The sequence below is a fragment of the Aliidiomarina shirensis genome (assembly GCF_003987345.1).
GTDB classification, from domain to species: domain Bacteria; phylum Pseudomonadota; class Gammaproteobacteria; order Enterobacterales; family Alteromonadaceae; genus Aliidiomarina; species Aliidiomarina shirensis.
Genome location: NZ_PIPP01000002.1, coordinates 81331 through 108188, shown reverse-complemented (window position 1 = coordinate 108188; position 26858 = coordinate 81331). Strand labels below are relative to the sequence as shown.

Sequence of the window (26858 nt, the reverse complement as noted above, 5' to 3'; positions counted from 1 at the left end):
AATAACAATATGAAAAAGAACAAAGATCCAGTTTATTACGGTGATTATCTTGGTTTAGATAAGCTGCTTTCGGCGCAACAACCGGTGAGCCCGCAATACGGCCCCGAAGCACATGATGAAACCTTGTTTATTATTGTGCACCAAGCCTATGAGCTTTGGTTTAAGCAAATGATTCACGAGTTGCGTTCGGTATTGGGTATTTTCCGTGAAGAGCACGTGGCAGATGAGCGCTTAATGACAATAGTGCATCGCCTAAAGCGCATGGTTACGATTCAAGAGCTGTTGAATCAGCAGATTAACGTAATGGAAACCATGACAGCGCAGGATTTTTTAGAGTTTCGTGATTATTTAGTGCCGGCTTCTGGTTTTCAGAGTATTCAATTTAAAGAGATTGAAATTAGCCTCGGCGTAAAACGTGATAAACGTATTGCCTTCGACCAAGCTTCTTTTTATAACCGGATCAATGCAAGTGATCGTGCTTATTTAGGATCGTTAGAAGCACAACCGGATTTGTTTGAACGGGTAGATGCTTGGCTGGCGCGAATGCCTTTCTTACAACAGGACGATTTCACGTTTTGGGAACATTATAAAAACGCCATCGATCAGCAATTGCAACATGATGAAGATATCGTGCGGGCCAATTCGCTGCTGAGCGATGAAGAAATTGCGGCGGAATTGGAAGAACTTGCGAGTACCCGAGAGAACTTCTCGGCGTTGTTTGATAGCGAGAAATATCAAGCGATGCAAGATGATGGCCGCGTGCGTTTATCGCAGCGGGCAATGCAAGCAGCTTTGTTTATTCATTTGTATAGCGAAGAACCGGTGTTTAATTTGCCTTATCAAGTGCTCAACGCACTCAGTGATATTGATAAGAATTTAACGATTTGGCGTTATCGCCATGCCATGATGGTTCAGCGGATGTTGGGCTCGAAAATAGGCACGGGCGGTTCTTCTGGGCATGAATATCTGAAGCGAACTACCGAGAAAAATCGAATTTTCGCAGATTTTATGAATCTAGCTACCTATCTATTACCCAAAGCGAGCTTGCCGCCATTGCCGGCAAGTGTGCGCGCAAGTTTGCGCCGAGGAGGCTAATTGTTTACATCGATTAGTGATTCATTAGCGAAAACGGAAGCAGTGTTTGAGCGCTTACGTGAGCGGGCAGAACAAAGGCCTCCTGAGTTACGGCGCGAATGGTTTGATCAAGCACTGTTTAAAACACGAAGTAACCAAGTTTCAGCGTATCTTGATGAGGCGGAAGCCAATGCCAGGCGATTAGCAGAGTTACCGCCTGATTCGCCGGTGTTTAGTTTGATGAATGATATTGTACAGGAGCAGTTAACTGCTTTAGTTCAGGCGCTTTATCGAGGGTGAGTGCTTCGGTACACAAGCAGTTGTTACGAAACGAGTAGCCGGTATGTATAAGTGAAATAACGTTTGTTGATTTAACTCAACAAATATTCACAAAAAATTTACGTGTATTAAAAAGTTTACACACCTCTTAAGCCCTTTGGTGCTCAGCACCTGAGGGCTTTTTTCATTGCTAAATCACATTGATTCGAACTGTTTGACTTTGTCTTTTCTTGTGGATTTTTGAATTTAAAGCCCAAAATAATGCGTTAAAACTTAGCATTTTGTATTTTTGGTGAATATTCATGCATCGCTCACTAAATCACAATAAATATATGTAACTCCCTGAACCTGAACGATTTCTGTTGTTTCTGGTGATAATCCAGCTGATCAAATTTTATACATTATGTTTCATTTTAGAAATATTTGTTGTGTAAATGGTTTTTTAAACCTTGCAACCCGTATGTTGTTTGATATAGTGATGTTGTTGGGCGTGAAAAACTAGCAACATAGCGTGATGTCTATAGCTTTTTGTTAAACATGTAGATTGAACGTTTGAGTTGGGCAGTGAGTGTAGAGCTAGCTGACACGGTTTCCCACAGTTTGTTGATTTGGAACACACTTTAGATTGACTAAAGCACAGTGAAAATTGTGCGCCATAAACCTAAAAATCACTTGAAGTGATCCAGGGAGAAACTACATGTACACAAATACAAAGTTAGCTAAGTCGATTCGCTTAGCGTTAATGTTTGGCGCGTCAGCTACTGCGATGACAGGCATTGCCTCAGCGCAAGATGCTGATGAAGCTGAAGAAGAAGCAACTGGCGAGCGCGTAGAGCGCATTCAAGTAACCGGTTCTCGTTTAGCACGTACTGATATGGAAGAATCGCTTCCACTAACAGTTATCGACCGCGATGCGATCGACCTGTCAGGTGAAATTTCAGTATCTGATGTTATCCGAAACACAACATTCAACACTGCTGGTTCGTTCCGTCCGCAATCAGGTAATGCTGCTGGTGCAACTGCAACCGTAAGCTTACGTGGTTTAGGTTCAGATCGTACTCTAGTATTGGTTGACGGTCGCCGTTTACCAAAATCTCCTTCAACAGGTAGCTCGCAGGATTTGAACATCGTTCCGCTAGCGGCTGTTGAACGGATTGAAATTCTATCTACTGGTGCTTCAGCGATATATGGTTCTGATGCGGTAGGTGGTGTAATCAACATCATCACCCGTACAGATTTCAATGGCGCACAATTCCGTTATGGTCAATCAGAAATTAGCTTGCCTGCAAATGGCGGTGACCGCGAAGAAGGTTCTGCAGTATTTGGTGCTAGCAGCGACACAACTCGCGTTCTTGGTGGTGTATCGTGGAATGCGCGCGACATCATTTTCCACCGCGATTATTCTTGGGTTGAGCCAGGTGGATCAGCATACGGTAACAACTGGCTGAACTACGATGCCGTAAACGATGCTCCTGCCGGCGGCCATAATTCAATTCCACCAAGTGCAGCAGCATGTGAAGCGACTGAGAACTTTATTTTCAGTAACGGCGCGTGTGGCTTTAACTTTAACGCAACGAATGCGAACGAAGCGCAAACGGGCAACCGAGGCTTATTCGTAAAAGTTGATCACGAGTTCAATGAAGATTGGGCTGTGATGGTAAGTTCGTCTTATTCAAAATCAAAATACTTTGGCCGTTATGCACCATCGTTGAACGACCCGTTCAGCGTAATGAATGCCGACAGTATCAATAACCCAACTAATCCATTATCACCAAACTTCCAGCAAAGCGCGGTTGATGGTGATGGTGAAAATTACACTGGGAATCGTGATTTAGCCTATCGCCACCGTTTTGCTGCGTTAGGAGATCGTGATACTTATGTTGATACACACGCTACTGATGTAATGGTTGCTTTTGAAGGCCGCGTTGGCGAAGTTGATTTAGATTTCGGTTTACGCCGCAGTACCTCAAAAGCATACGAAACAGGCTATAACTACTTGCTTCGTTCTGCTGCAGCCAATGCTATCAACATCACGCAAGATGAAATCGATGCAGGCTTAGCATTAAATCCTGATTTCGTGTTCTACGACATCGGCGATCCGCTGGGTTCTCGTTATGAAGGTAACGACGCACAAATGCAGAACTACCAAACATTGCTTAACGGTATGAACGTTACTACCGCACGTGTTGGTAAATTTGAAACACGTGAGTGGTTCGGTTCAGCAGTATTTGATGTTATGGATTTCGGTGCCGGTACAATCCAAGCGGTTGTTGGTGCTGAGTACCGCGAAGAAGATTATGCTGACCAATATGATTCGCTTTCTGAAGCGGGCCAAGTAGGTGGTTCTTCTGGTAACTCTGCAGGTGGTGGCCGCGATGTAACGGCATTCTACTTCGAAACTATGCTTCCAATTACACTTGATTTAGAAGTGTCTGTTGCTGGTCGTTTCGATGATTATTCTGATTACGGTAGCGATTTCTCACCACAAGTGAGCTTCCGCTGGCAGCCAATGCAAGAGTTAGTGGTTCGTGGTTCATGGGGACAGGGCTTCCGTGCTCCGACTCTAGACCAAATCACGATGCAGCCTTCATCGGGTAACCCTGCAATGCAAGATCAGGCTACTTGTTACATGCTAACAGGTGACATTGATTGTGATGTGCAAGTACGTCAAATCACGCAAGCTAACTCTGAACTTGAATCTGAGAAATCAGATCAGTTTGGTGTAGGTGTTGCGTATCAGCCAACTGATTGGTTAAGCGTAACGTTTGATTACTGGGATATTGCAATTACTAACCAGATCTCGTTCTTCGGTATTGATACCTTGCTTGCTCGTGAAGCAGCAGGCGACCCAATCCCGCCGGGCGTATTTATTGAACGTGATACGAGCACTGACTACAGCGCGTTCGTTGATGCTGGTGAGCCAGTAAACCCAATTCGTATGGTTTACGCTGGTTTTGCTAACGATGGTACGTACGACATCTCAGGTATGGACTTCAACGCTCGTACTAACTTTGATTTCGGTCAATGGGGTGCGTTAACTCAGAACTTACAAGTAAGTTACACAACTGACATCAGCATTGATGGCGGCCGTAACTTAGTGAAAGATCCGGGTCGTCCACAGCACCGTACAGCGTTAAGCAATACCTGGTCGCTAGGTGATTACTCTGTATCTTGGAATATGAATGTTGTTGGTAAACAGTACAACAGCGTAGCTTCAGCTGGTGATGGTGTTGAACGTACTGGTAACATCGGTACTTGGACTACTCACGATCTACAAGTGAACTACAATACTCCTTGGAATGGCGTGTTTACTTTGGGCGCTCAAAACTTGTTTGAGAAAGTTCCTCAGTTAGGCACTTCAACCGCCGCTCGTGGTACTCGTGATTATAACTTTAACTTGTACCATGCATACGGTCGTATTACTTACTTCCGTTACACGCAAAGCTTCTAATATCGAAGTTTAGTGTGAGAGCATTTAAAACCGGCCCTTCGTGGCCGGTTTTTTTTCAGTGAATTTCAGTACGAAGAACACCAGCGCGTTATACTGCTTTTGGTTCGTAAAATGAGAAGGTGTATATGCAAAATAAGCAGGAAATTAAACATTGGAGCGAGTATTGGCAATCATCGCAGTCGTTGAATAGTTTTGCTGAAGGAGAAGCAGCAAAGGGATACGAAGGTGAGATTAGCGCTTTTTGGCAAGAACATTTAAAAACGCTAAATAACAACGCGGTAGTTGTTGATTTAGGAACTGGCAACGGCGCTTTGGCTGCCCTGGTGGCGGCGCATGGCCGAACTCTCGATAAAAACTGGCAAGTTCACGGTGTTGATTATGCCGATATCGACCCATTGAAAACGTTTGCACGTGATGCAGCGGTATTAAAGCAATTGCAGGGTATTACCTTCCATGGCAATACCGATATGGGTAAATTACCGTTTGCCGATGCATCAGTTGATTGCTTGGTGAGCCAGTTTGCGTTCGAATATGCCGAGCAAAATTCAGCATTGGCAGAAGCTTATCGGGTTTTGAAGCCGGGTGGTAAACTCGTAATGATGGCCCACCATGGCAAATCAGGGTTAACCAAAGATTCGGCGCGTGGATGTGATATTTTTGATTATATCCTCAATAACTCGCCGGTATTTATTCAAGCTGATTTAATGCTGCGTTTAGCAACTGAACGTTTGCAGAATAGCGATTTTAAAACCTGGAAAGAAAGCCAAGAGTGCAATGCTTTAGGAAAATCCTTGGAGTGGACATTGCATGTGATCAACGCACGCTTTTCTTTGCCAACCGACCATCCGTGGCTTACCGATATCTTTAATCGCGTGATTAATATATTGAACAACGGCCAATCGCACGCTACAGCTAAGGAAGCCCAGAAGCATTTGGCGGTAACCTACGATATGTTGCAAGCACACTTGTTACGTATCCGCGAGCAAGTAAAAGCAGCTTTTTCTGAAGACGATTTATCGAGCTTTAAACGCAATGCCAGCGCGTTCGCATCTATCGCACACAAGGAGTTCAAAATAGAAAAGGAACTTTTCGCTTGGGGTATTAGCTTGGAAAAACAGGTAGAAAACTGATCATATCAGGGGCATTCCGATACGGTTTAAAGGCAAGCATTTACTTATATCGGCAAGGATTTTGCCGTGCGCATATCTATCTAAGGCGTAACGAAAAGTTGTCATAAACTTGCAAATTCTAGCTGATAAGCTAGAAAAGTTTAATCGGTAGAACGTGCTGATATTTTCCGATATCCGCATATTAATCTGAAACTTAACCGTAAATGGGTTCTACCAGTTAAGAAACCTGCAAACAGCCGGTTGACAGGCTCGCCGCGTTCGTGGGAGTATTCAAGTAATGCTATTTCTGCGAAATAGTGTATTTCGGTGTAGGATTTTTTTTCATCACTCACACAACTGGTTCCTTAGTATTATCAGGTGACGATCGAACTTCTGTTCAAGCCTAGTAAGCGAAGGATAAAGTTAAGTCAAATTGGTTGGGAACTATGACCACAGTAATCAAACGAAGCAAAATCGCTGCCGCTATGGCAGGTGTGATGGCGCTGACGGGAGTAGGATTAGCAGCCGCTAACGATACCTCTCTGTCGCAGCTACAGGCTGAGCAAACGCAAACAAATCGTGCGAATGCCGCCTCTCAAGAGCGCATCGATTCATTGTTCGAGCAGAGCAGTGACCTTTTAGCAGACTACCGTGCGGTAGTTGCTGAATTCGAAGCACTACGACTTTACAACGACCACGTTCAGCGTCTAGTTGATGACCAGAACGCAACGCTTGATTCTTTGCAGCGTCAAATCGACGGCATCGAAGAAACGCGTCAGGGCGTTGTTCCTCTTATGTATAAGATGATCGATTCACTTGATGAGTTCGTTCAGCTGGATATTCCAATTCACCGCGAGCAGCGGGAACGTCGAGTTGAGCGCCTTCGCGAAGTAATGGTGCGTTCAGAAGTTACTGATTCTGAAAAATTCCGCCAGATCATCGAAGCATACCAAATCGAAATGGATTACGGCGTAGGCTTGATTGCATATGAAGGTACTTTGAACTTTGAAGGCCAAGACATTGCAGTTGATTACTTACACGTAGGCCGTATCGCATTCTTAGCACAATCTTTGGATATGCGTAATGCATGGGTGTGGGATAACGACAATCGTGAGTGGTCGCGTGTTGATGATTCATTCTTGAATCCGTTGACGCAAGCCATTCGTATGTCTCGCCGTCAGACAGCATTTGATGTTGTGCGTCTGCCAGTATTTGCCGCGGAGAATGCAGAATGAAACATGTAGTGAAAAACTTAATGGTAGCCGTGGCAGGTATCTCGCTAGCGGCATCAGCAGCGTTCTCTGTGAATGCGCAGGACGCTGAAGCTAAAACACTTGACGAACTACTGCAGCAGGTTCAACAGCAACGTGCAGCAGCACAGCGCATTGACCAAGCACGTGAGCGTCGCTTTATGGACGATCGTGCTGACAAGCAAGCGTTGTTACGTCAAGCACAGCAAGAGTTACGTGATGAAGAAGCACGTAGCACTCGTCTACAAGAAGAATATGCACAAAACGAAATCGATATCGGAAACAAAGAAACCGAACTAGATAACATGGTTGGTACTTTGGGTGAGATTTTCGGTGTAATTCGTGGTGCTGCGTCAGAAACGATTGGTCGTATCTCTACTTCAGTAGTAAGCGCTCAATATCCAGATCGTGAACTCGTTCTAGCTAGCTTGGCTGAAGCACGTGAGTTGCCAAATATTGCAGAACTTGAAGAGCTATGGCTGGCATTGCTTACTGAAATGACTGAATCAGGTAAAGTTGCACGCTATCAAGGCGAAGTAACGCTACTTGACGGTGGTTCTGAAGTGCGTGATGTTATTCGTATCGGTGCGTTCAACCTGATTTCTGAAGGTGAATACTTACTGTATAACGATACAACTAAGCAGATTCAACCGATTGCGCGTCAACCTTCTGGGCACATTTTACGTGCAGCAGAAAACTTTGAAGATACTTCTTCAGGGCACGCTGGCGTATTTATCGATCCTTCACGTGGCCAAATTTTGAGCTTGCTTACGCAAAAAGCTACATTGATGGAACGCTATCACCAAGGTCAAACCGTTGGTTATGCAATCACCGTAGTACTAATCTTAGGTTTCATTATTGCAATCTATAAATTAGTAACGCTAACAGCAGTTGGTGGTTCTATTCGTCGTCAGTTGAAGAATCTAGATAACCCTTCAAACAAAAACCCATTGGGTCGTATTTTGGCTGTTTATCATGAGAATCCACAAACTGATGTTGAAAACCTTGAGCTTAAACTTGACGAAGCGATTCTTCGTGAAACGCCAAGTGTTGAGTCGGGCGTAAACATTATCAAGATTCTTGCAGCTATCGCTCCGTTGATGGGTCTATTAGGTACGGTTGTTGGTATGATTGGTACCTTCCAATCAATTACCCTATTCGGTACTGGTGACCCGCGTATCATGGCTGGCGATATCTCAATGGCCTTGGTAACTACTGCGATGGGCTTGATTGCCGCGTTGCCTTTGATTGTTATCCATTCAATTGTTGCTTCAAAAAGCAAATCAATTCTGCACACTCTTGATGAGCAAGCAGCAGGTATTGTCGCTTCTCATGCTGAGAAGAAGGGAGCTTAAGCCATGCAATTGTACCTGATAGGACTTTGGGAAACTGTCAGGGATTTTATTGGCACAGGTGGTGACGTTTTATATATGGTGTTCGCCGCGCTTTTAATCATGTGGATTGTTATGGTTGAGCGCTGGTGGTATCTCCTTGGTGTGTTCCCGAAGGAACGGGATCAAATCATCAAAGAGTGGAACGAACGTAAAGACACCACCTCCTGGTACGCACATAGAATCCGTGATGCATGGGTTTCGCAAGCGTCCGAAAAACTGTCAGCGCGGATGCTGGTGCTGAAGACGATGATTGCCATTTGTCCACTTGTTGGATTACTTGGTACGGTTACGGGGATGATGACTGTTTTTGAAATTATGGCAGTTCAAGGAACCGGTAACCCTCGTCTGATGGCAGGCGGTATCTCGATGGCTACGATTCCGACAATGGCGGGAATGGTTGCAGCTCTATCGGGTATGTTCTTTGCTCAGCGCTTAGATGCGCGCGTTAAAGCAGCTAAAGAAAACCTGATTGATAGTCTGCCTCATCATTAAGAGAGAAGAATTATGGCACGTAAACGTTTACGCGAAGAAGAAGAAGCAACACTAGATATGACCCCGATGCTCGACATCGTGTTCATCATGTTGATCTTCTTTATCGTTACAACATCGTTTGTGAAAGAAGCAGGTATTGATGTAAATCGTCCTGAAGCATCACAAGCGACACAGAAGCCGTCGGCCAACATCTTCATAGCAATCCGTGAAAACGGTGAGGTATGGATGGACCGTCGTCAAGTAGATGTGGAGCGGGTAGCCGCTAACTTGGAACGTCTCCTAGCTGAGCAGCCAACTGATATGGTGGTTATTCAAGCTGACGAAGGAGCCCGTCACGGGATCGTCGTTAAAGTTATGGACCAAGTTAAAGAAGCCGGTATTGCCCAGATTTCAATAGCAGCGGAGAATGACTGATATGGTGCGCATCTTAGTATCAATATTACTAGGCGCGGCGGTCACCTTTTTACTGTTTGTCTTCATGGCATACCTAATCAGTGGTGGCGATCGTCGGGCAGAACCGCCTGAAGCTCCAACCACCATTGATATCGTTTCAGCACCACCGGAACCGGAAGCAGAAGCGCGTCGTCGTACGCCGCCGCCGCCTCCGGAGCCGCCAGAGACTCCACCGGAAACACCGCAAAGTGAACCGGATGCCTCTGACGATTCAGTATCCTTTAATATGGATATCGGCGGTGTTGACCTCGGTGGTGCAGGTGCTGGGCTAGGTGATCCTAGTGCAGGCTTGGGCCGCGATGGAGACGCTCAACCAATAGTTCGTGTTGAGCCTCGTTATCCGCCAGCAGCGGCGCGAGACGGTATTGAAGGCTGGGTGCAACTGCGCTTTACTATCGATGAGACCGGTGGTGTTACTGACATCGAAATCATTGATGCTAATCCACGTCGAGTATTCGACCAAGAAGCACGCCGTGCACTAGCTCGGTGGCGTTATGCGCCTAAAATTGTTGATGGTCAGGCACAGCGTCAAGAAGGTCTTACGGTTCAATTAGACTTTAATATGGACGGGAGTTAATTCATGAAAACTATCACAACAATAGTGTGTGCTGTGGTTGTCGCCATGGGTTTTACTCTTGCCTCTGCCAATGCACAGCAAGACTCTGACGTTGGATTTACAATTCCAACGGCAGATGAGTTGCAACGAGCGAAAGATAATCGTCGCTCGCAAGCATTGGGAGAACGAGTGGCCCGTCGTGTTATGACAGCTTATGAACTGTATGAAGCCGATGATATTCGCGGTGCTATTGCAGAGCTTGAAGAAGCTCCAGCACGTACTGATTACGATGTCGCTTATGTGGCTCGTTTTCTTGGTACGATGTGGGCAAGTGTAGAGGGTGATGATTCAGCGAATCGCAAAGCGATAGCTGAATTAGAGAAATCAATTGCGCCTAACTTGCTAAGCCATGCTGACCATGCTGCTTCGCTACAATTGCTGGGTAACTTGCAACTAATGGAAGAAAATTTCGAAGAAGCACTCGAAATCCTCCGTGAGTTTTTGCAGTTTACTGGTGAGTGGAACCCTGATGTATTGATTCGTATGGCATCTGCCCATATGGAATTAAAGCAATATGATCGGGTAAGTCCATTAGCGGAAAAAGCATTGGAAAACATGGATGAGCCGCATCGCAACCCGTACGTGTTGATGATTGCTGCTAACTACGAAGCAGGAAATGTTCCTGAAACGATTTCAGTGTTAGAACGTGGTGTTGTTGCACTACCAAACGAACGCGCTTGGTGGGTACAACTCGGCATGATGTATAACCTGAGTGAGCAGTATGAAAAAGCATTATCAACTATGCGTATAGCATACGATGCAGGCTACTTCCGGTCATCGAATGATTATCGCGCTCTGGTTCAATTATATGCGAACAACTCAGTACCATTTTATGCTGCTGAAGTAATGTCACGTCATATGGAATCAGGCGATATTGAGCAAACTGCTCGTAACTACGCAACAGCTGCTCGGTCTTACAACACAGCTCGAGAATTTTCGAAATCTGCTGCAGAGTACGCGAAAGCGGTTAGAGAAGCAGACAACAACAACGATCGTATCGATTACAATCGCCGTCAAGGAGAAGCCTTACTACTTGCTGAAGAATATCGTCAAGCAGTAGCGCCTTTCCGCTCAGCGATTGAATTGACACCAAGTGGTGAAGATGCCGGTCGTTTGTATATGTCTCTGGCGGAAGCTTACTTTTATAGTAATCAATACCGCCAAGCCTATGATGCGGCGGAACGTGCTAAAGGTTACAGCAGCACGCGCCGGAATGCTGAAGGCTGGGCTCAGTACATTAAAGATACTGCGTCACGTCGTGGTGTAGATATCTAAGGTCAGAAAAGTTGAATGCATGTGCATTAAATGATGTTCTGACGTATAAAAACCCTGCTTTTAAGCAGGGTTTTTTTATTGCTTATATTTATTACCCTTAGCGATAGCTTTACGCTTGAACCTTTCTTAAATCGTCTAGATCAGATATGATCCTTGCCCGTTGTAGATGTACTGAGGAATATTTGATGTCAAATCATGACTCTTTTAAAGATCAAAGTAACGTGTGGCATTTATTGCTCGCGTTGGCAGTATTTGTGGGTATTGCGTTACTCACACCTGTTTTACGATTAGTGACCTTATTTTTAGCTTAGTTGCTGGAACTTAAGCGAGTTCAGGGAAGCCTGCTGCGCTATTATAGGAACGTATCATGGCATTATCATTGCTGTTGGTTGAAGACAACGCGCGCACGCGCGAAAATATTGTACAAATACTTAAGCAAACGCCCTTTACCGTAACAATCGCTGTCGATGGATTAGATGGTTTGAATCGCGCCAAGCTTGAGCACTTTGATGTAGTATTAACGGATCATAAAATGCCACTAATGGATGGCATTTTATTGATTAAGAATCTCAGAGATGAAACGCCTTATGCGCAAACACCTCTGCTTTTAATGACGACTTCAGACCCCGAGCAAATTTCTGCGAAAGCAGAACGCTGCGGCGCTGATTTGGTTTTGGGTAAGCCGCTTGATGCGGATTTACTACTTTTTAAACTTCGCCAGTTAACACAGTCAAGTGTAGTGGCCTGAGTGGGTAGCCGATGACTCATAATGTAGCAGCAGACATGCGCGGGAATTATATTGCGCGCAGAATTATGCCGGTTGTTGATTTTCCAAAGCCGGGAATAACGTTTCGGGATATCACACCCGCCTTGCAAGATCCGCGCGCCTTGCGCAATAGTATCGATTTGTTCGCGGAACGATATGACAATATGGGATTAACCCAGGTTGTTGCTATTGAAGCGCGTGGCTTTATTTTCTCTGCGGCACTTGCGGACCGTTTAGGAATCGGCTTAACCCTTATTCGTAAAGCGGGCAAATTGCCACGTGAAGTATATTCAACAAGTTATACCCTTGAATATGGTGATGATATTTTAGAGCTGCATAAAGATTCGTTGAAAGCTCGAGATAAAGTGATCATTATGGATGATATGTTAGCTACCGGCGGCACGATGACAGCAGCGGTTGAGTTAGTTCGAAACTCTCCGGCTACAATCGTTGAAACAGCATTCGTGTGCGAGCTTCTACATTTAGGTGGCCGCAAAGAAATGGATAGAATTGGCGTAAATAGCTATGCCATTTGCGCTTTTGATGAATAACTGCGAAGCTTAAAACTTCGCTTTATAGAACCCAAATAAAATACTGGAGGCTGCATGAGTTACCAAGTGCTGGCACGGAAATGGCGGCCGCGTAACTTTGGTGAAGTGGTAGGGCAACAACACGTGTTGCAAGCACTCACTAACGCGCTCACCCACCAGCGTTTACATCATGCTTATTTGCTTACCGGTACCCGTGGGGTTGGTAAAACCACCATTGCACGGATCCTCTCCCGTAGTTTAAATTGTGCTACCGGCATCACGCCCACTCCTTGCGGCGAATGTTCCGCCTGTATTGATATCGAAGCAGGGCGCTTTGTAGACCTGATGGAAATTGATGCCGCATCACGCACAAAAGTTGAAGACACCCGAGAAATTCTAGAAAACGTGCAGTATCGCCCCACTTCTGGCCGTTATAAGGTGTACTTAATCGATGAAGTACACATGCTTTCGCGGCACAGTTTTAATGCGCTCTTGAAAACCTTAGAAGAGCCACCTCCGCACGTGGTATTTGTACTTGCTACTACAGACCCAGATAAGTTACCCGTTACCGTATTATCGCGCTGTTTACAGTTTAGTTTGCGAGCGCTTACGCGCGATGAAATTACTGGCCAACTGCAGCACATATTAGAAGCTGAAAAGATTCCTTTTGAACCGGCTGCGTTAGCGCTGCTAGCGCGTTCTGCTAGTGGCAGTATGCGCGATGCATTAAGCCTTACCGATCAAGCGATTGCTCAAGGTGATCAGCGGGTAAACGAGCAAGAAGTAGCGCAGATGTTGGGCCGTATCGATAACCATAACCTCCTTGCGCTGCTGAACGATATCGCTGATGGCGATGTAAATCGAGTGCTCGATGGTTTGCGTGGTTTGGTCGATAAGGTACCAGATATTGCCGGTGTGCTATCTGAGTTGCAGGGGATATTACATCAGTTGGCGTTAGCACAGGTTGCGCCGAACATGCTTGATCCTGAGTTGCATGAACATCAACAACAAATGCTCGCGTTAGCCAAGAAAATAGATCCAGCGGTAGTGCAGGTGTATTACCGCATGGTATTGGAAGGCCGGCGTGAATTGGCTTATGCGCCCGATGCCTTCAGTGGCGTGGAGATGACATTACTGCGTTTACTTGCGTTTCGTCCGGCGGTTGGAGCGCCCGTTACTGGGGGAAAGCCACAAGCTAGCGAACAGAAGCCAGCCGCTGAGCCGGCCCCGCAAGCGTATGAAGAGCCTTTAGCCCAAGGCAAAGAGCCTTTAGCCCAGGACAAAGAGCCCTCAGCGGACGATAAAGAGGCCTCAGCGGAAGATAAAGAAGCGGCTTCTGTTGATACTCAGAAGCCCGAATTTACTGATCATGAAGTTCCGGGTTTTATTGAAGAAGATGAGGAAGAATACGAGAGCTTGTATGCCGAACAAGCGCATATTGAAGCGCAAGCTGCGGGGCTTTCGAATTCCACCGCAGCAGATTCCAGTTCCGCCCAGCCCAGTTCTGTCCAGTCTAGTTCAGACACAAATAACACTCAGCTGAGTGAGAATAAAAACGTGGTACCCCAATCAACAACATCGGATTTAAGTTCATTGTTGGCAACGCGTCAGCGGTTAGCCGCTAAACGAGCGGATACCAGCAAAAGCACACCGGCCTCGAATGCAAGCGCAGAACAGCCAGCAACGCAATCCTCGGAAGTGCGTTCGGCCGAAGTTGAACCGCCGCGTGTTGAACAAAACTTAGAGAAAGACAATTCAGAAGCGGCGGTAACTAACGAACTCCCTACGGTGAGCGAAGAGCCACGTGTTAGTAATAAACCGGTGATAGAGGCAAAGCCCGAACAGACGGCAACAGCTGATGTGCAGGATTCGCAAGCTACCGAACCGTCAGTAGGCGCGAAGAAAATAGTTGCGGCTGCGCAAGTGGATGAGTGGGCAGCTACGATTGAGCAAATGAATATTGTAGGCCGCACGCGGCAGGTACTCCTGCACTCTATGCTGCATCAAGCTGACGACCGCCTAATACTGGAAGTCGATGCCGCGCAGCAAGGGCTTCTTTCTGGCCACATGGATGCCAGTATCAAGCATGAGCTCGGTAAAATCATGAACGTGGAGCGCCTACAGATAAAAACGGGCGCTCCAGAACGTACACCATTTAGAATTCAGCAAGAAATCGATGCTAAGTTATTGAAGGATGCGCAAGCGCGCGTGGCGGCGCATCCGGGAATACAGCAGTTGCAGAATAATTTTGCGGCAGAATTAAAAAAAGTTGATGTGCTGCACTAATCTTGAGCTGGTGTTTTATATGCTTACAAAGGGTTGAAAAATCGGGTATGAACCCCGATGTTCTAATCAGTGATGCGCTGCTTGTAGCGCACAATTCTTTATTTTAAAAAGAGAGATATTCAGATGTTTAAAGGCGGCATGGGTAACATGATGAAACAAGCGCAACAGATGCAGGAAAAAATGCAGAAGGCGCAAGAAGAAATTGCCAGCATGGAAGTAACCGGCGAAGCCGGTGCGGGCATGGTAAAAGTAACCATGTACGGCAATCACAACGTGAAGCGTGTAGCCATTGATCCAAGCTTATTTGGTGATGAAGATGACCGCGAAATGCTAGAAGATTTAATCGCTGCTGCCACGAACGACGCAGTGCGCCGTGTGGAAGAGGCTTCGAAAGAGAAAATGGGTTCGATTGCTGGCGGTATGGGTTTACCACCGGGTATGAAACTACCTTTCTAATGAAAGCATTTAGCCCGGCCATTGCCGCTTTGATTGAATCCCTGCGTATACTTCCTGGGGTGGGTCAAAAAACAGCACAACGTATGGCGTTCCAACTTTTGGAGCGCCATCGTGATGGTGCCGGTAAGCTCGCTAGCGCGCTTAATCATGCGTTAGAGGTAGTTGGGCGCTGCCAACGTTGCCGTACGCTTACCGAGGGTGATACCTGTTCTATTTGCGATAACCAAGCGCGCGCTGCGGAAGGTACGGTTTGTATTGTGGAATCGCCGGCGGATGTGCTCGCTGTGGAGCAAACGAGCCAATATAAAGGGCAATACTTTGTGCTGATGGGCCGGTTATCGCCCCTTGATGGCATTGGCCCTGCAGATATTGGTTTAGATTTATTAGAAAAGCGCTTCCAAGATGGCGGCATAAACGAAGTGATTCTGGCGACCAACCCAACCATGGAAGGCGATACCACGGCGCACTTTATTGCTGATTTAGCTGCCCGCTATAATATCAATGCAACCCGCATAGCACATGGCGTGCCGGTTGGCGGCGAACTGGAATATGTTGATCACACCACCTTAGGCCACGCCTTCTCCGGCCGTAAATCATTATAAAAACTCAAATTTCTTCCTGAAATCTTGCCCTTGAAATCTGTACGCCTTATCCCCATTACCTGTGTAGGGTTAATGACACGATAATTTAGGAGAGTAATCACCATGGCTGAGAATCAGCATGCTGAAAAACACGGATTTCAAACAGAAGTAAAACAGCTTCTACATTTGATGATTCATTCGCTTTACTCAAATAAGGATATCTTTCTTCGTGAACTGATTTCCAATGCTTCTGATGCCGCCGATAAACTGCGCTTCAAAGCACTGCAGAACAATGATTTGTATGCAGGCGATGCTGAGATGCGTGTGCGTTTGAGCATCGATAAAGAAAATCGCAGTATCACCATTAGTGATAATGGCGTGGGTATGAACCGCGAAGATGTCATGAGTAATTTAGGTACGATTGCTAAATCGGGTACCAAAGAATTCTTTAGCCAGCTTTCTGGCGATCAAAGCAAAGATTCCCAGCTTATTGGTCAGTTTGGTGTTGGCTTTTATTCCGCTTTTATCGTTTCTGATCGCGTAACAGTGCGCACGCGCGAAGCCGGTGCGCCTGAAGATGAAGCGGTGGAATGGCAATCGGCGGGCGATGGTGAATTCACTATTGCGCCGATCACTAAGAAAACTCGTGGTACTGATATCACCTTGCATTTGCGCGAAGGCGAAGAAGAATTCTTGGATGAATGGAAGCTACGCGAGATCGTAACAACCTACTCTGATCACTTGAGCATTCCTGTGCAAATGTGGAAAGACGAGCAACCGGAAAGCGAAGGCCCGGATGGCGAGAAAATTGCAGCGAAGCCGGGGGAATGGGAAACCGTAAACGCTGGTAAGGCACTCTGGTTGCGTGAAAAAAGCGAAATCAGCGATGAGGAATATCAAGAATTCTACAAAACTGTAGCGCACGATTTCGATGATCCGTTGCTTTGGAGCCACAACAAGGTTGAAGGTAAGCACGAGTACACCAGCTTGTTGTATATCCCGAAACGAGCGCCGTGGGATTTATGGAATCGTGAGAATCAGAAAGGTATTAAACTTTACGTGCAACGCGTATTCATTATGGATGACGCCGAGCAGTTTATGCCAACGTATTTGCGTTTCGTGCGTGGCTTGATCGATTCGAATGATTTGCCGCTGAACGTATCGCGGGAGATTTTGCAAGATAGCAAAGTAACGCGCTCAATGCGCAGTGCCAGCACGAAGAAAGTACTGCAAAGCTTGGTGAAGTTGGCGCGTGATGATGTCGATGCTTATAACAGTTTCTGGGATAATTTCGGGAATGTGTTGAAAGAAGGCCCCGCGGAAGATCAGGCGAATATCGAACGTATTTGTGAGCTATTGCGCTTCGCGTCTAGCCACGAAGATAGCAGTGAACAGCGGGTATCTTTAGATGCCTATATTGAGCGTATGAAAGAAGGCCAAGAAGCGATTTACTACATTGTAGCGGATAGCTATGAGGCAGCGAAAAATAACCCGGCGTTGGAGATTTTCCGCAAAAAAGGCGTAGAAGTTCTTTTACTCTCTGATCGCATTGATGAATGGTTAATGAGCCATATCACTGATTATAAAGAGAAGAAGTTTCAATCCGTAACCCGTGGTGATTTAGATTTAGGCTCACTTGATGATGACGCCGATAAGGCCGAACAAGAGAAGCTTGAAGAAGATTTTGCAACCACGGTAGAGCGCTTTAGTAAAACGCTCGGTGAAAAAGTGAAAAAAGTGCGGGTAACACACCGGTTGACCGATTCACCTGCATGTATCGTTACCGACGATAATGACATGTCGACGCAAATGGCGAAGTTAATGGAAGCGGCGGGGCAGAAAGTGCCGGAAACCAAATATATTCTGGAACTGAACCCTGAGCACCCGTTGGTGAAACGCGTGGCGGACGAACAAGACGAAGAGCGTTTTGGTGAATGGGCTGATTTGCTACTTGAGCAAGCAACTTTGGCCGAGCGTGGTAGTTTGAAAGATCCGAGTATCTTTGTACGCCGCCTCAATCGATTGATGTTGGCACTTTAATAGCGAAATATTTAACCGCGTAACAAATGCTCCTCAACTTGAGGAGCATTTTTTTTGCACAATACGAGTGTGCTGGGCTTTCTCACTTATCAGACCATGCAACTTCGACTATGGTCGGCCTTGTTATTTAGGGCTTTGAAAGGTAAAGTTGGCGCATTATTTTTTGAACCATCCGATGACAATAATTTAGGGGAAACACCATGCGGATCATCCTTTTGGGGGCGCCTGGCGCAGGGAAGGGCACACAAGCTCAATTTCTGATGAATACTTATAATATTCCACAGATTTCTACAGGTGATATGTTACGCGCAGCAATTAAAGCGGGCACAGAGCTTGGCAAGAAAGCGAAGGAAGTGATGGACGCAGGCCAATTGGTTTCTGACGATATTATGATCGGTTTGGTGCAAGAGCGCATTGCCCAAGAAGATTGCAAGAATGGCTTCTTACTGGATGGTTTCCCACGTACGATTCCACAAGCCGATGCAATGCAGGAAGCGGGCATCAAGATTGATTACGTGCTTGAATTTGATGTTGCGGATGATGTGATTGTGGAGCGTATGGCAGGCCGCCGCGTACACCCAGGTTCAGGCCGGGTGTATCATGTGAGCTATAACCCGCCGAAAGAAGATGGCAAAGACGATGTTACTGGCGAAGATTTGGTAATTCGTGAAGATGATAAAGAAGAAACGGTACGTAAGCGCCTGAAAATTTATCATGAGCAAACTGAGCCATTGGTTGCTTACTACAAGAAGTTGGCTGACCAAGGCGTAGTGAAGTGCTATAAATTAGATGGCACACAAAAAGTAGAAAATATTAATAAAGAACTGAAGGAATTGCTTGGCTAGGCATGGTTATGGCCTAAGCGGGTGAATACCTGTGTTTCACATGAATAAGAATAATAATTCGCACTGGAGGCCATTATGATTTTGCCTGTAACAAGTTTATTCGCCGCGTTATTAACGCTGCTTTATTTGGTATTAGCAGCGCGGATCATTCGTTTGCGCTGGCGCGATCGCGTAGGTATTGGAAACGGTGAATCCGTTGATTTACAAGCAGCCGTTCGTATTCACGGTAATTTTATTGAGTATGTTCCACTGGCGTTAATTTTATTAGGGTTGATGGAGCTAAATGCTGCAAATCCGATATTGTTATATGGTTTAGGTGGATTACTATTTATCGCGCGGGTTAGCCATGCTATTGGTTTAACGAAATCTGTGGGTGTGAGCATATATCGAACGGTCGGTGTGCTCGGCACGTTCGCGATGTTATTACTTGCCGCGGGTTTTTTGGTTGGATTCGCTATTGGAAGTTAAAGGGTTTTAGCAAAACATGACTAGCGTTGTTGCTCTGCACAGCTCACAAAGCCATAGTGGGCAGTGGCGTTCCTTAGCTAAACAGCTCGCCCGCCTTTTACCGGCGGGCGTTTCTTTTTATGCGCCTGATTTAATCGGGTATGGCCGCGGTGTTTCCCTTGCTGAAGGCTTGCCGGGCGATATAACTCAATTTCGTTTACGCGATGAGCTGAAAGCACTGCATGCGCAAGATGTTCCGGCTCCTGGCGCAGCTGAAAAGGTGGTTTTGATTGGCCATTCGTATGGCGGCGCTACGGCACTGCAATGGGCGTTGCGTTATCCGGAGCAAGTGCAGGGATTAATTCTTTACGAGCCCGTTAGCTTTCATGTATTGGCGGAAGCAGAATCGGCACGTGCTGAGATTCTGGCGATTACTGCGAGTATGGAAGGTTTATCGCTTACGGAATCTGCGGCAATATTCGTTGATTATTGGAATAAGCCCGGTTATTTTGCGCGGCTGCCGGAAAAAGCGAAAACCTTAATGAGCCAGCAGCAAGCCAAGGTTTATGCAGATTTCCACGCATTATTAGACGAAGAAACAACGCTTGCCGAGTACGCTCAAATCAAGTGCCCTGTGGTATTATTGCATGGCGATGAATCGCCACTTTCGAGTCGTACCGTAGCTGCTCATTTAGCCGATACCCTACCGAATTGCCAACTTTTGCCGGTGCACGCTGGCCATATGGGGCCTTTGGTTGCAGCGGATATTGTTAATCCGTTTATCCTCGATGCACTAAAAGATATGCATGTGCTCGAGGCTAACGCCGCTGAGAATATATAGCTCAGCTTGCACGATTCATTTTGTAATTATTGAAGTTTACACAAACGGGAATGCCGTTCTCGTTCTAGGAAAAACCATGCGTCGTATTTGGCTTGAAACCACTAAGTTGGGGCCGGAAGCAAAGAAACTGGCTTTACTAACAGGCCCAATTTTAATTGCACAGCTCACGCAAATGTTGATGAGCGTTGTTGATACTTTGATGTCGGGCCGCGTTGGCGCCGTTGATTTGGCAGCCGTTGCCGTGGGCGGTGCAATTTGGATGCCGCTTACTTTAATTATTTTCGGTTTTGGTTTGGCGCTAGCGCCGGTGATTTCTCATTGTGATGGTGCCGATGAACGTGATCAGGTAGCACGGCATGTGCAGCAATCGCTATATACCTGCATTATCAGCGCAATTCTCACCGGTATTTTGCTGTTTATTGCGCCGTATTTCCTAGCGATTATGGACGTAGAGCCTGAATTCCGGCAAATGACACTAAGCTATTTGCGCTTTATTATGTGGGGCTTGCCAGCCTTTGTATTGTACGTGGTGTTGCGTAACTTCTGTGAAGGCCTTTCGCACACCATGCCGAGTTTGGTTATTGGGGTGATTGGTTTACTGATTAACATCCCAGCGAACTACATCTTTATTTACGGCAAGTTCGGCATGCCAGCGTTGGGTGGCGCTGGTTCAGGCCTTGCATCCGCCATTGTGCTGTGGGGAATGGCGTTGAGCTTGTTAGTGTACGTGATCTATGCAAAACGCTTTGCCGCGGTAGCACCGTTTCGGAAATTCTTCGCCCCAGATTGGGATGATATTTGGCATTTCACCCGGCTTGGCTTTCCTATTTCTATGTCGTTGTTCTTTGAAACGAGTTTATTTGCGGCGGTGGCTATTCTAATCGCGCCATTGGGTGCGGTAATGGTTTCTGGCCATCAAATAGCACTGAACGTGTCGTCGTTGGTGTATATGTTTCCATTGAGTTTGAGTATGGCGGTTACCTTACGGGTGGGCTTTGCGCTTGGCGCTGAGCGGCCGGTAGACGCCATGAACGCGTATAAAGTAGCATTGCTCATGGGCGTGAGTTTCGCCACGATTAACGGCTTAGGTATGTGGCTCGGTGGGCGTTGGCTCGCTGGTTTTTATACCGAGAACGCAGAAATTATTGCGTTAGCGGGAACCTTGCTCGGTTTGGCGGCAATTTTTACTGTTTCCGATACCTTCCAAGCAATTTCCATTGGTGCTTTGCGCGGATATAAAGATACCCGTGCAGCTATGGTAGTAACGTTGATTTCATACTGGCCATTTGGTTTGAGTGTGGGGATGGTATTAGGGCTTACCGATTGGGTGGTGCCACGCATGGGCGCTGCAGGTTTCTGGATTGGCTTTATTTCTGGCTTAAGTGTGGCGGCGGTGTTGCTTACGTTACGGTTGTTCCGGGTGCATAGCGCTTGGGAAGCCAAGCTTGGAAAATAACGCTTGAAAACGAAAAGCTTCGTAACGAAAACAGCGCGCCGAATAGTGGCGCGCTGTGCTGTAATTTGCTGAAGTTGTTAATCTTTGCGGCGTTCGCGCAATACGTTTACCACATCTTCAAGGCTAAGATCACGCGCTTGCAGCACCACCAGCAAATGATACAGCAAATCCGCACTTTCATTTAGCAGCGCTTCATCGTTCTGTGCCACGGCAGCAAGGGCTACTTCTACACCTTCTTCGCCTACTTTTTGTGCACAGCGGCGAATACCATCGTTCAATAGCTTTGCCGTGTAGCTTTTACCAGGATTGCCGGCCGCTAAATCGGCTTTGCGCGCAGCAATAGTGCGCTCTAATTCAATCAGTTCACTGGCAACGGGCTGCTGTGGTGGCACCCAGCACGATTCTGTGCCTAAGTGGCACGTAGGGCCTTGTGGCCGCGCTTGCACCAGCAGGGCATCGTTATCACAATCAGCGGTAACAGATTCCAGTAATAGTTCATTGCCTGAACTTTCGCCTTTCATCCAAAGGCGCTGCTTACTGCGGCTGAAAAACGTTACTTTGCCGCTGGCTAAGGTTTCGGTTAGCGCTTCTACGTTCATATAGCCTTGCATGAGTAAGCGCCCACTGGTGCTATCTTGCACCATGCAAGGCAACAGGCCTTGCATTTTTTCCCATGCTAAATCAGCAATGTTGTCGCTGGTTACCATCATGATCTGTTCCTAGTTCGTTATCGTGAATTCTATTCATGTGTTAAAGCATAAAGTATGAATAGTATTCAAGTTACAGCCGATTCAACCTACGGGCGAATAGCAATATTTTCGTTGCGCAACGTGGCTTTCAGTGTAGGAATTGGAATAATCCCCTTGTGAAATACCGAAGCGGCGAGCGCACCATCTACGTTTGCTTGCTGAAAAACATCAATAAAATGCTGTTCCGCGCCGGCACCACCGGAAGCAATGAGCGGCACTGAGCAGTGCTGCCGAATGCTTGCCAACTGTGCAATATCATAGCCTTGGCGCACCCCATCTTGGTTCATGCAGTTCAACACGATTTCGCCAGCGCCGCGAGCAATCACTTCGTTTACCCAATCGGCGGTTTCCCAAGTGGTTTTCTCTGTGCGGCTTTCATCACCGGTGAACTTGTACACCTCGTAACGGCCAGTATCGGCGTTAAAGAAACTGTCGATACCAATCACCACACATTGCTGGCCGAATTCATCAACTAACTCATTAATCAATTCCGGGCGGCGTAACGCTAGGGAATTCACCGATATTTTGTCGGCGCCCATGGCGAGTATTTCGCGTGCTTGTTCAACATTTTGAATGCCCCCGGCAACGGCAAACGGAATATTGATCACTTCAGCGACCCGGCTTACCCACGATTTATCCACCACGCGGTTATCTGCACTGGCAGTAATATCGTAAAACACCAGCTCATCAGCGCCTTCTTCGGCGTAGCGAGTAGCTAGCGGTACGATATCGCCGACAATTTCATGATTGCGAAACTGTACGCCTTTCACCACCTGACCATCACGAACATCGAGGCATGGAATTATGCGTTTTGCCAGCATGTAATGGCCTCCTCAAGGGTAAATTTGCCGGTAAGTAAAGCCTTACCCAGTATCACGCTATCGCATTGCTCGGCTTTTAACGCGGTTAAATCATCAAGGCCAGCAACGCCGCCTGAAGCTTGCCAAACAATGCTTGGGTATTGGCGCTTCAGTTCTGCGTATAAAGGCACGTTAGAGCCGCTTAGGGTGCCATCCCGGCTAATATCAGTACAGAGCACATGGCGTAAACCACGCTCAATATATTGCTGCAACAATTCATCAAGGGTTACGCTGCTATTTTCTTGCCAACCTTCGGTGGCTAACCAGCGCTTACCTTCTGCATCAATGTTGATATCAAGCGCCAACACAATCGCCTCGGGGCCGAATTCATCCAGCCACGCCAATACAGTTTTCGGATCTTTCACCGCTTTCGAGCCAATTACCGCGCGTTGTACACCAGCGGCCAGTAATTGTTCAACATCGGCTTTGGTACGAATGCCGCCACCGGTTTGTACCGGTAAACCCGATACTTTGGTGATCTCAGCGAGTAACGCGAGCTGGCGTTTAGCGGGATCGCGCGCCCCATCTAAATCCACTAAATGAATATATTCAGCACCGCTATCTCGGTATTGGCAGGCCACTGCAACCGGATCGCTGTGATAGGTGGTTTGCTGGGCGAAATCGCCTTTTAATAAGCGCACAACCTGGCCATCAATTAAATCGAGAGCTGGAATTAACATTTGATCTCCAGAAAATTCTTCAACACACGGGCGCCATCGGCACCGGAACGCTCGGGGTGAAATTGCACACCCATAAAGTTGTTGTGGGCAATGGCTGCAGAAAACTCTTGGGTATATTCACAACTGGCAATGGTTTGTTCGCTAATGGGTGCGGCAAAGCTATGCACGAAATAGAACCACGGTTGCTTCAAGCCCTCGAACAATGGGTGATCAGATACCTCTGTGCGGTTCCAACCCATGTGCGGTAGAGGTTTGCCATCGGCCGCCTGCATGCGTTCGATACCACCGGGAATAACGCCTAAGCAATTCACAGAACCTGCGGTTTCGCTTGTTGCTACGGCCGAGCCTGCTCCGGCTTCAGCGGAACGCTCGGTCAGCATTTGCATACCTAAACAGATGCCGAGTACCGGCTGTGTTAACTCACGCAATACCGACACAAGGCCTAAACTTTCTAATGAACGCATAGCCGCGCTGGCAGTGCCAACGCCGGGAAGAACGACATGGCTTGCCGCTTTGATAACATCCGAATCGGCACTAATAATTGGCGTAACACCCAAGCGGCGAAAGGCAAAATCAACTGATGCCAAGTTCGCTACACGCGTATTCACGATCACTAGATTCACGCGAGAACTCCCTTGCTCGATGGCATTTCGCTCCCTTGCTTGCGAATCGCCTGGCGTAAACCGCGACCAAATACTTTAAACAAGCTTTCTACTTGGTGATGAGCGTTGCCTTCGGTAGTGGTGAGGTGCAAGGATACTTTCATGGTATCGCAAAGCGAACGGAAGAAATGCTCAACCATCTGCGTGCCTAGTTGGCCTACGTTTTCGGCCGTAAAATCAGCGTTGAACACCAAAAATGGGCGGCCAGAAATATCCAACACACACTCAGCGCGGCACTCATCCATAGGCAACACAAAGCCAAAGCGGCCAATACCCCGTTTATCGCCCATCGCTTTGTGCAAAGCTTCGCCCAGCGCTAATGCCGTATCTTCCACGGTGTGGTGATCATCAATGTGCAGATCGCCAGTTACGCCTACTTGCAGCGAAAATCCGCCATGGGTAGCGATTTGTTCTAACATGTGGTCGAAAAAGCCTAAACCGGTATGAATTTTAATCGGGCCGCTTTCATCTAGATTCACATCAATGCGGATATCGGTTTCTTTGGTGGTGCGCGTTACTGAGGCTACCCGTTGCTTCTGGGTGAGGCTCTTCACAATCGCAGGCCAGTTATTTTCTTGCCGATCATAACGAATGCCTTGAATACCCATGGCATCGGCCAATTGTAAATCAGTATCGCGATCGCCAATTACCGCCGAGGTAGTGAAATCAACTTTGCCTTGCTGCAAATATTCTTTTACCAAACCAAGCTTAGGTTTGCGGCAGCTGCAGTTTTCATGATCAAAATGCGGGCAAATCAACACATCGATAAACTTAATACCGTGCGCTGCAAACAAGGCCATCATGGCATTGTGTGGGGCATCAAAATCAGCCTGTGGAAAACTATCGGTACCAAGACCATCCTGGTTACTCACCATCACTAATGTGTAACCGGCGCTTTGCAAATCTTGCAAGGCATTCACGACACTCGGCTCATATACGAGTTTATCGAGGCGATCGAGTTGCTTGTCAACGGCAGGCTCTTCAACAAGAGTGCCATCACGATCAATAAATAGAATCTTTTGCGCTGCCATTTATTTGGCCTCCGTTTTTTTCGTACCCACTGCGTTCTTAAGCATGGAATCATTCGGTTGATATTGTTTCAGCAGGCTAAGTAGCTGAACATTTTCTTCAGGGCTGCCCACGGTAATGCGCACCACCTGTTCTAAACCAATTTGGTTGGATTGATTGCGCAGTAACACGCCAGCATCGATGCAGTACTGTATCAGTGCTTGTGCATCCTCTACTTGGATCAATATAAAGTTGGTAACGCTTGGGTATACCGCGTTTACATAATCCAGCTGCTTTAATTGTGCGGCTAGTAAATCGCGCTCGCTCACGGTTTCAAACGTGTTTTGCCGTGTGCTAATAAGATTATCGAGCTGCAAAGCTTGGCTTGCGATCTGTACGCTAACATCGGGCAGCGGGTAGGGCGCAAGAATTGGCAGCAACGCATTAATTAGGTTTTCAGAACCAATGGTAAAGCCCACACGAATACCCGCTAAGCCAAATGCTTTTGATAAGGTGCGCATAACCACAAGGTTCTCGTAGTTATCAAGGTAACGAACCATGGAAACGGTGCTGGCGCTGTTAGATGCAGGGCTACCTGTTTTTTCGGCTTTCACTTCAGAGGTTTGGCTCGCTTCCGCAAACTCAACATACGCCTCATCCGAAACCACTAACGCCCGGCCACGGCACATTTCCAGTACCGCCAACATATCTTGTTCGCGCAGCGCATTGCCGAGCGGATTTGATGGGTTGCAGAGAAATACTACCTTAATGCTACCGGCTGCTTCATCGAGGGCTGTTTGAATAGCATCGAGATCTAGCTGCCAAGTTTTCTCCTGCAATGGCACTACAACGGTTTCGTTGTGATTAATGCTGGCAGAAATAGCGTACATGCCATAGGTAGGTGGGCAGATTAGAATCTTATCGCAGCCCGGTTCACAAAAGCTGCGAATCAATAATTCAATACTCTCATCGCTGCCGCGGTGGCTGATGAGCTGGTTTGCCTTAACGCCGGCATAGTTTGCGTAGGCTTGATTCAAGCCTTTGTTCTGAAAATCGGGGTAGCGATTCAGATCTTCGGTGGCTACCTGATAGCTACGGCCATACGGTGATTCATTGGCATTCAGCCACAAATTACCACCCGACATACTACGGCGCGCCGAGGCATACGGGGTGAAACTCTGTAAGTGTTCACGCAACAGTGCTTGCACGAAGTTACTTTGGGTATCATTAGCGCTCATGCTGGTATCTCCACCCATTC

The 26858-nt window shown here is 46.9% G+C and carries 27 protein-coding genes; 21 read left to right on the top strand and 6 right to left on the bottom strand.

Annotated features, from left to right (window positions below):
- Positions 1-9: 9 nt before the first annotated feature.
- The 21 genes from CWE13_RS04590 (at position 10) to CWE13_RS04495 (ending at position 21641) form a co-directional block, all read left to right on the top strand.
- On the top strand, positions 10-1095 hold the full coding sequence (locus CWE13_RS04590; RefSeq protein WP_126806344.1) for a tryptophan 2,3-dioxygenase family protein: 1086 nt from the start codon (positions 10-12) through the stop codon (positions 1093-1095).
- A complete protein-coding gene (gene priC, locus CWE13_RS04585) occupies positions 1096-1374 on the top strand; it encodes a primosomal replication protein PriC (RefSeq protein WP_126806342.1) in 279 nt (92 codons plus the stop codon).
- Positions 1375-2050: 676 nt separating this feature from the next.
- Positions 2051-4804 carry a TonB-dependent receptor domain-containing protein gene (locus tag CWE13_RS04580; RefSeq protein ID WP_126806340.1) on the top strand — a complete coding sequence of 918 codons (2754 nt, stop codon included), beginning with the start codon at positions 2051-2053 and terminating at the stop codon, positions 4802-4804.
- 125 nt (positions 4805-4929) lie between these two features.
- Entirely contained in the window at positions 4930-5934 is a 1005-nt protein-coding gene (locus tag CWE13_RS04575; protein ID WP_126806338.1) for a class I SAM-dependent methyltransferase, read from the top strand.
- Positions 5935-6359: 425 nt separating this feature from the next.
- Positions 6360-7148: a DUF3450 domain-containing protein gene (locus CWE13_RS04570; RefSeq protein ID WP_126806336.1), complete on the top strand. Its 789-nt coding sequence runs from the start codon at positions 6360-6362 to the stop codon at positions 7146-7148.
- Complete coding sequence (locus CWE13_RS04565; protein WP_126806335.1) at positions 7145-8518, top strand: MotA/TolQ/ExbB proton channel family protein; 1374 nt, start codon at positions 7145-7147, stop codon at positions 8516-8518. Before CWE13_RS04570 ends, CWE13_RS04565 begins: the two co-directional genes overlap by 4 nt.
- Before the next feature lie 3 nt (positions 8519-8521).
- Positions 8522-9049: a MotA/TolQ/ExbB proton channel family protein gene (locus CWE13_RS04560; RefSeq protein WP_126806333.1), complete on the top strand. Its 528-nt coding sequence runs from the start codon at positions 8522-8524 to the stop codon at positions 9047-9049.
- Between the two features lie 12 nt (positions 9050-9061).
- On the top strand, positions 9062-9463 hold the full coding sequence (locus tag CWE13_RS04555) for an ExbD/TolR family protein (protein ID WP_007421175.1): 402 nt from the start codon (positions 9062-9064) through the stop codon (positions 9461-9463).
- A gap of 1 nt (position 9464) precedes the next feature.
- Positions 9465-10079 (top strand): energy transducer TonB, encoded by a 615-nt coding sequence (locus tag CWE13_RS04550; protein WP_126807310.1) that lies wholly within the window; start codon positions 9465-9467, stop codon positions 10077-10079.
- A gap of 3 nt (positions 10080-10082) precedes the next feature.
- Positions 10083-11393: a tetratricopeptide repeat protein gene (locus CWE13_RS04545; protein ID WP_126806331.1), complete on the top strand. Its 1311-nt coding sequence runs from the start codon at positions 10083-10085 to the stop codon at positions 11391-11393.
- 185 nt (positions 11394-11578) lie between these two features.
- A complete protein-coding gene (locus CWE13_RS12675) occupies positions 11579-11704 on the top strand; it encodes a hypothetical protein (RefSeq protein ID WP_275540842.1) in 126 nt (41 codons plus the stop codon).
- Positions 11705-11760: 56 nt separating this feature from the next.
- Positions 11761-12141, top strand: coding sequence for a response regulator (locus CWE13_RS04540; protein ID WP_126806329.1), 381 nt, complete (start codon positions 11761-11763; stop codon positions 12139-12141).
- An 11-nt stretch (positions 12142-12152) separates the two neighbouring features.
- Positions 12153-12710, top strand: coding sequence for an adenine phosphoribosyltransferase (locus CWE13_RS04535; RefSeq protein ID WP_126806327.1), 558 nt, complete (start codon positions 12153-12155; stop codon positions 12708-12710).
- A gap of 54 nt (positions 12711-12764) precedes the next feature.
- Entirely contained in the window at positions 12765-14975 is a 2211-nt protein-coding gene (dnaX, locus tag CWE13_RS04530) for a DNA polymerase III subunit gamma/tau (RefSeq protein WP_126806325.1), read from the top strand.
- 123 nt (positions 14976-15098) lie between these two features.
- Positions 15099-15431, top strand: coding sequence for a YbaB/EbfC family nucleoid-associated protein (locus tag CWE13_RS04525; RefSeq protein WP_126806323.1), 333 nt, complete (start codon positions 15099-15101; stop codon positions 15429-15431).
- Positions 15431-16033 (top strand): recombination mediator RecR, encoded by a 603-nt coding sequence (recR, locus tag CWE13_RS04520; RefSeq protein ID WP_126806322.1) that lies wholly within the window; start codon positions 15431-15433, stop codon positions 16031-16033. Before CWE13_RS04525 ends, recR begins: the two co-directional genes overlap by 1 nt.
- 102 nt (positions 16034-16135) lie before the next feature.
- On the top strand, positions 16136-18052 hold the full coding sequence (gene htpG, locus CWE13_RS04515) for a molecular chaperone HtpG (RefSeq protein ID WP_126806320.1): 1917 nt from the start codon (positions 16136-16138) through the stop codon (positions 18050-18052).
- 200 nt (positions 18053-18252) lie between these two features.
- Complete coding sequence (gene adk, locus CWE13_RS04510; RefSeq protein ID WP_126806318.1) at positions 18253-18897, top strand: adenylate kinase; 645 nt, start codon at positions 18253-18255, stop codon at positions 18895-18897.
- Between the two features lie 75 nt (positions 18898-18972).
- A complete protein-coding gene (locus CWE13_RS04505; RefSeq protein ID WP_126806316.1) occupies positions 18973-19365 on the top strand; it encodes an MAPEG family protein in 393 nt (130 codons plus the stop codon).
- A gap of 16 nt (positions 19366-19381) precedes the next feature.
- Positions 19382-20185 (top strand): alpha/beta fold hydrolase, encoded by an 804-nt coding sequence (locus CWE13_RS04500; RefSeq protein ID WP_126806314.1) that lies wholly within the window; start codon positions 19382-19384, stop codon positions 20183-20185.
- Positions 20186-20261: 76 nt separating this feature from the next.
- Positions 20262-21641 (top strand): MATE family efflux transporter, encoded by a 1380-nt coding sequence (locus CWE13_RS04495; protein WP_126806312.1) that lies wholly within the window; start codon positions 20262-20264, stop codon positions 21639-21641.
- A gap of 77 nt (positions 21642-21718) precedes the next feature.
- On the opposite strand, the gene hisIE is transcribed toward CWE13_RS04495, so the two are convergent.
- From hisIE to hisC, 6 genes are all read right to left on the bottom strand, one after another.
- Complete coding sequence (gene hisIE, locus CWE13_RS04490; RefSeq protein ID WP_126806310.1) at positions 21719-22351, bottom strand: bifunctional phosphoribosyl-AMP cyclohydrolase/phosphoribosyl-ATP diphosphatase HisIE; 633 nt, start codon at positions 22349-22351, stop codon at positions 21719-21721.
- Between the two features lie 86 nt (positions 22352-22437).
- Entirely contained in the window at positions 22438-23211 is a 774-nt protein-coding gene (hisF, locus tag CWE13_RS04485; protein WP_126806308.1) for an imidazole glycerol phosphate synthase subunit HisF, read from the bottom strand.
- On the bottom strand, positions 23193-23930 hold the full coding sequence (gene hisA, locus CWE13_RS04480; RefSeq protein ID WP_126806306.1) for a 1-(5-phosphoribosyl)-5-[(5-phosphoribosylamino)methylideneamino]imidazole-4-carboxamide isomerase: 738 nt from the start codon (positions 23928-23930) through the stop codon (positions 23193-23195). Before hisA ends, hisF begins: the two co-directional genes overlap by 19 nt.
- Positions 23924-24553, bottom strand: a complete 630-nt coding sequence (hisH, locus tag CWE13_RS04475; protein ID WP_126806304.1) for an imidazole glycerol phosphate synthase subunit HisH — start codon at positions 24551-24553, stop codon at positions 23924-23926. Before hisH ends, hisA begins: the two co-directional genes overlap by 7 nt.
- Positions 24550-25623, bottom strand: a complete 1074-nt coding sequence (gene hisB, locus CWE13_RS04470; protein ID WP_126806302.1) for a bifunctional histidinol-phosphatase/imidazoleglycerol-phosphate dehydratase HisB — start codon at positions 25621-25623, stop codon at positions 24550-24552. The genes hisH and hisB overlap by 4 nt, the downstream gene beginning before the upstream one ends.
- Positions 25624-26838 (bottom strand): histidinol-phosphate transaminase, encoded by a 1215-nt coding sequence (gene hisC / locus CWE13_RS04465; protein WP_126806300.1) that lies wholly within the window; start codon positions 26836-26838, stop codon positions 25624-25626. It abuts the gene before it with no gap.
- Between the last annotated feature and the right edge of the window lie 20 nt (positions 26839-26858).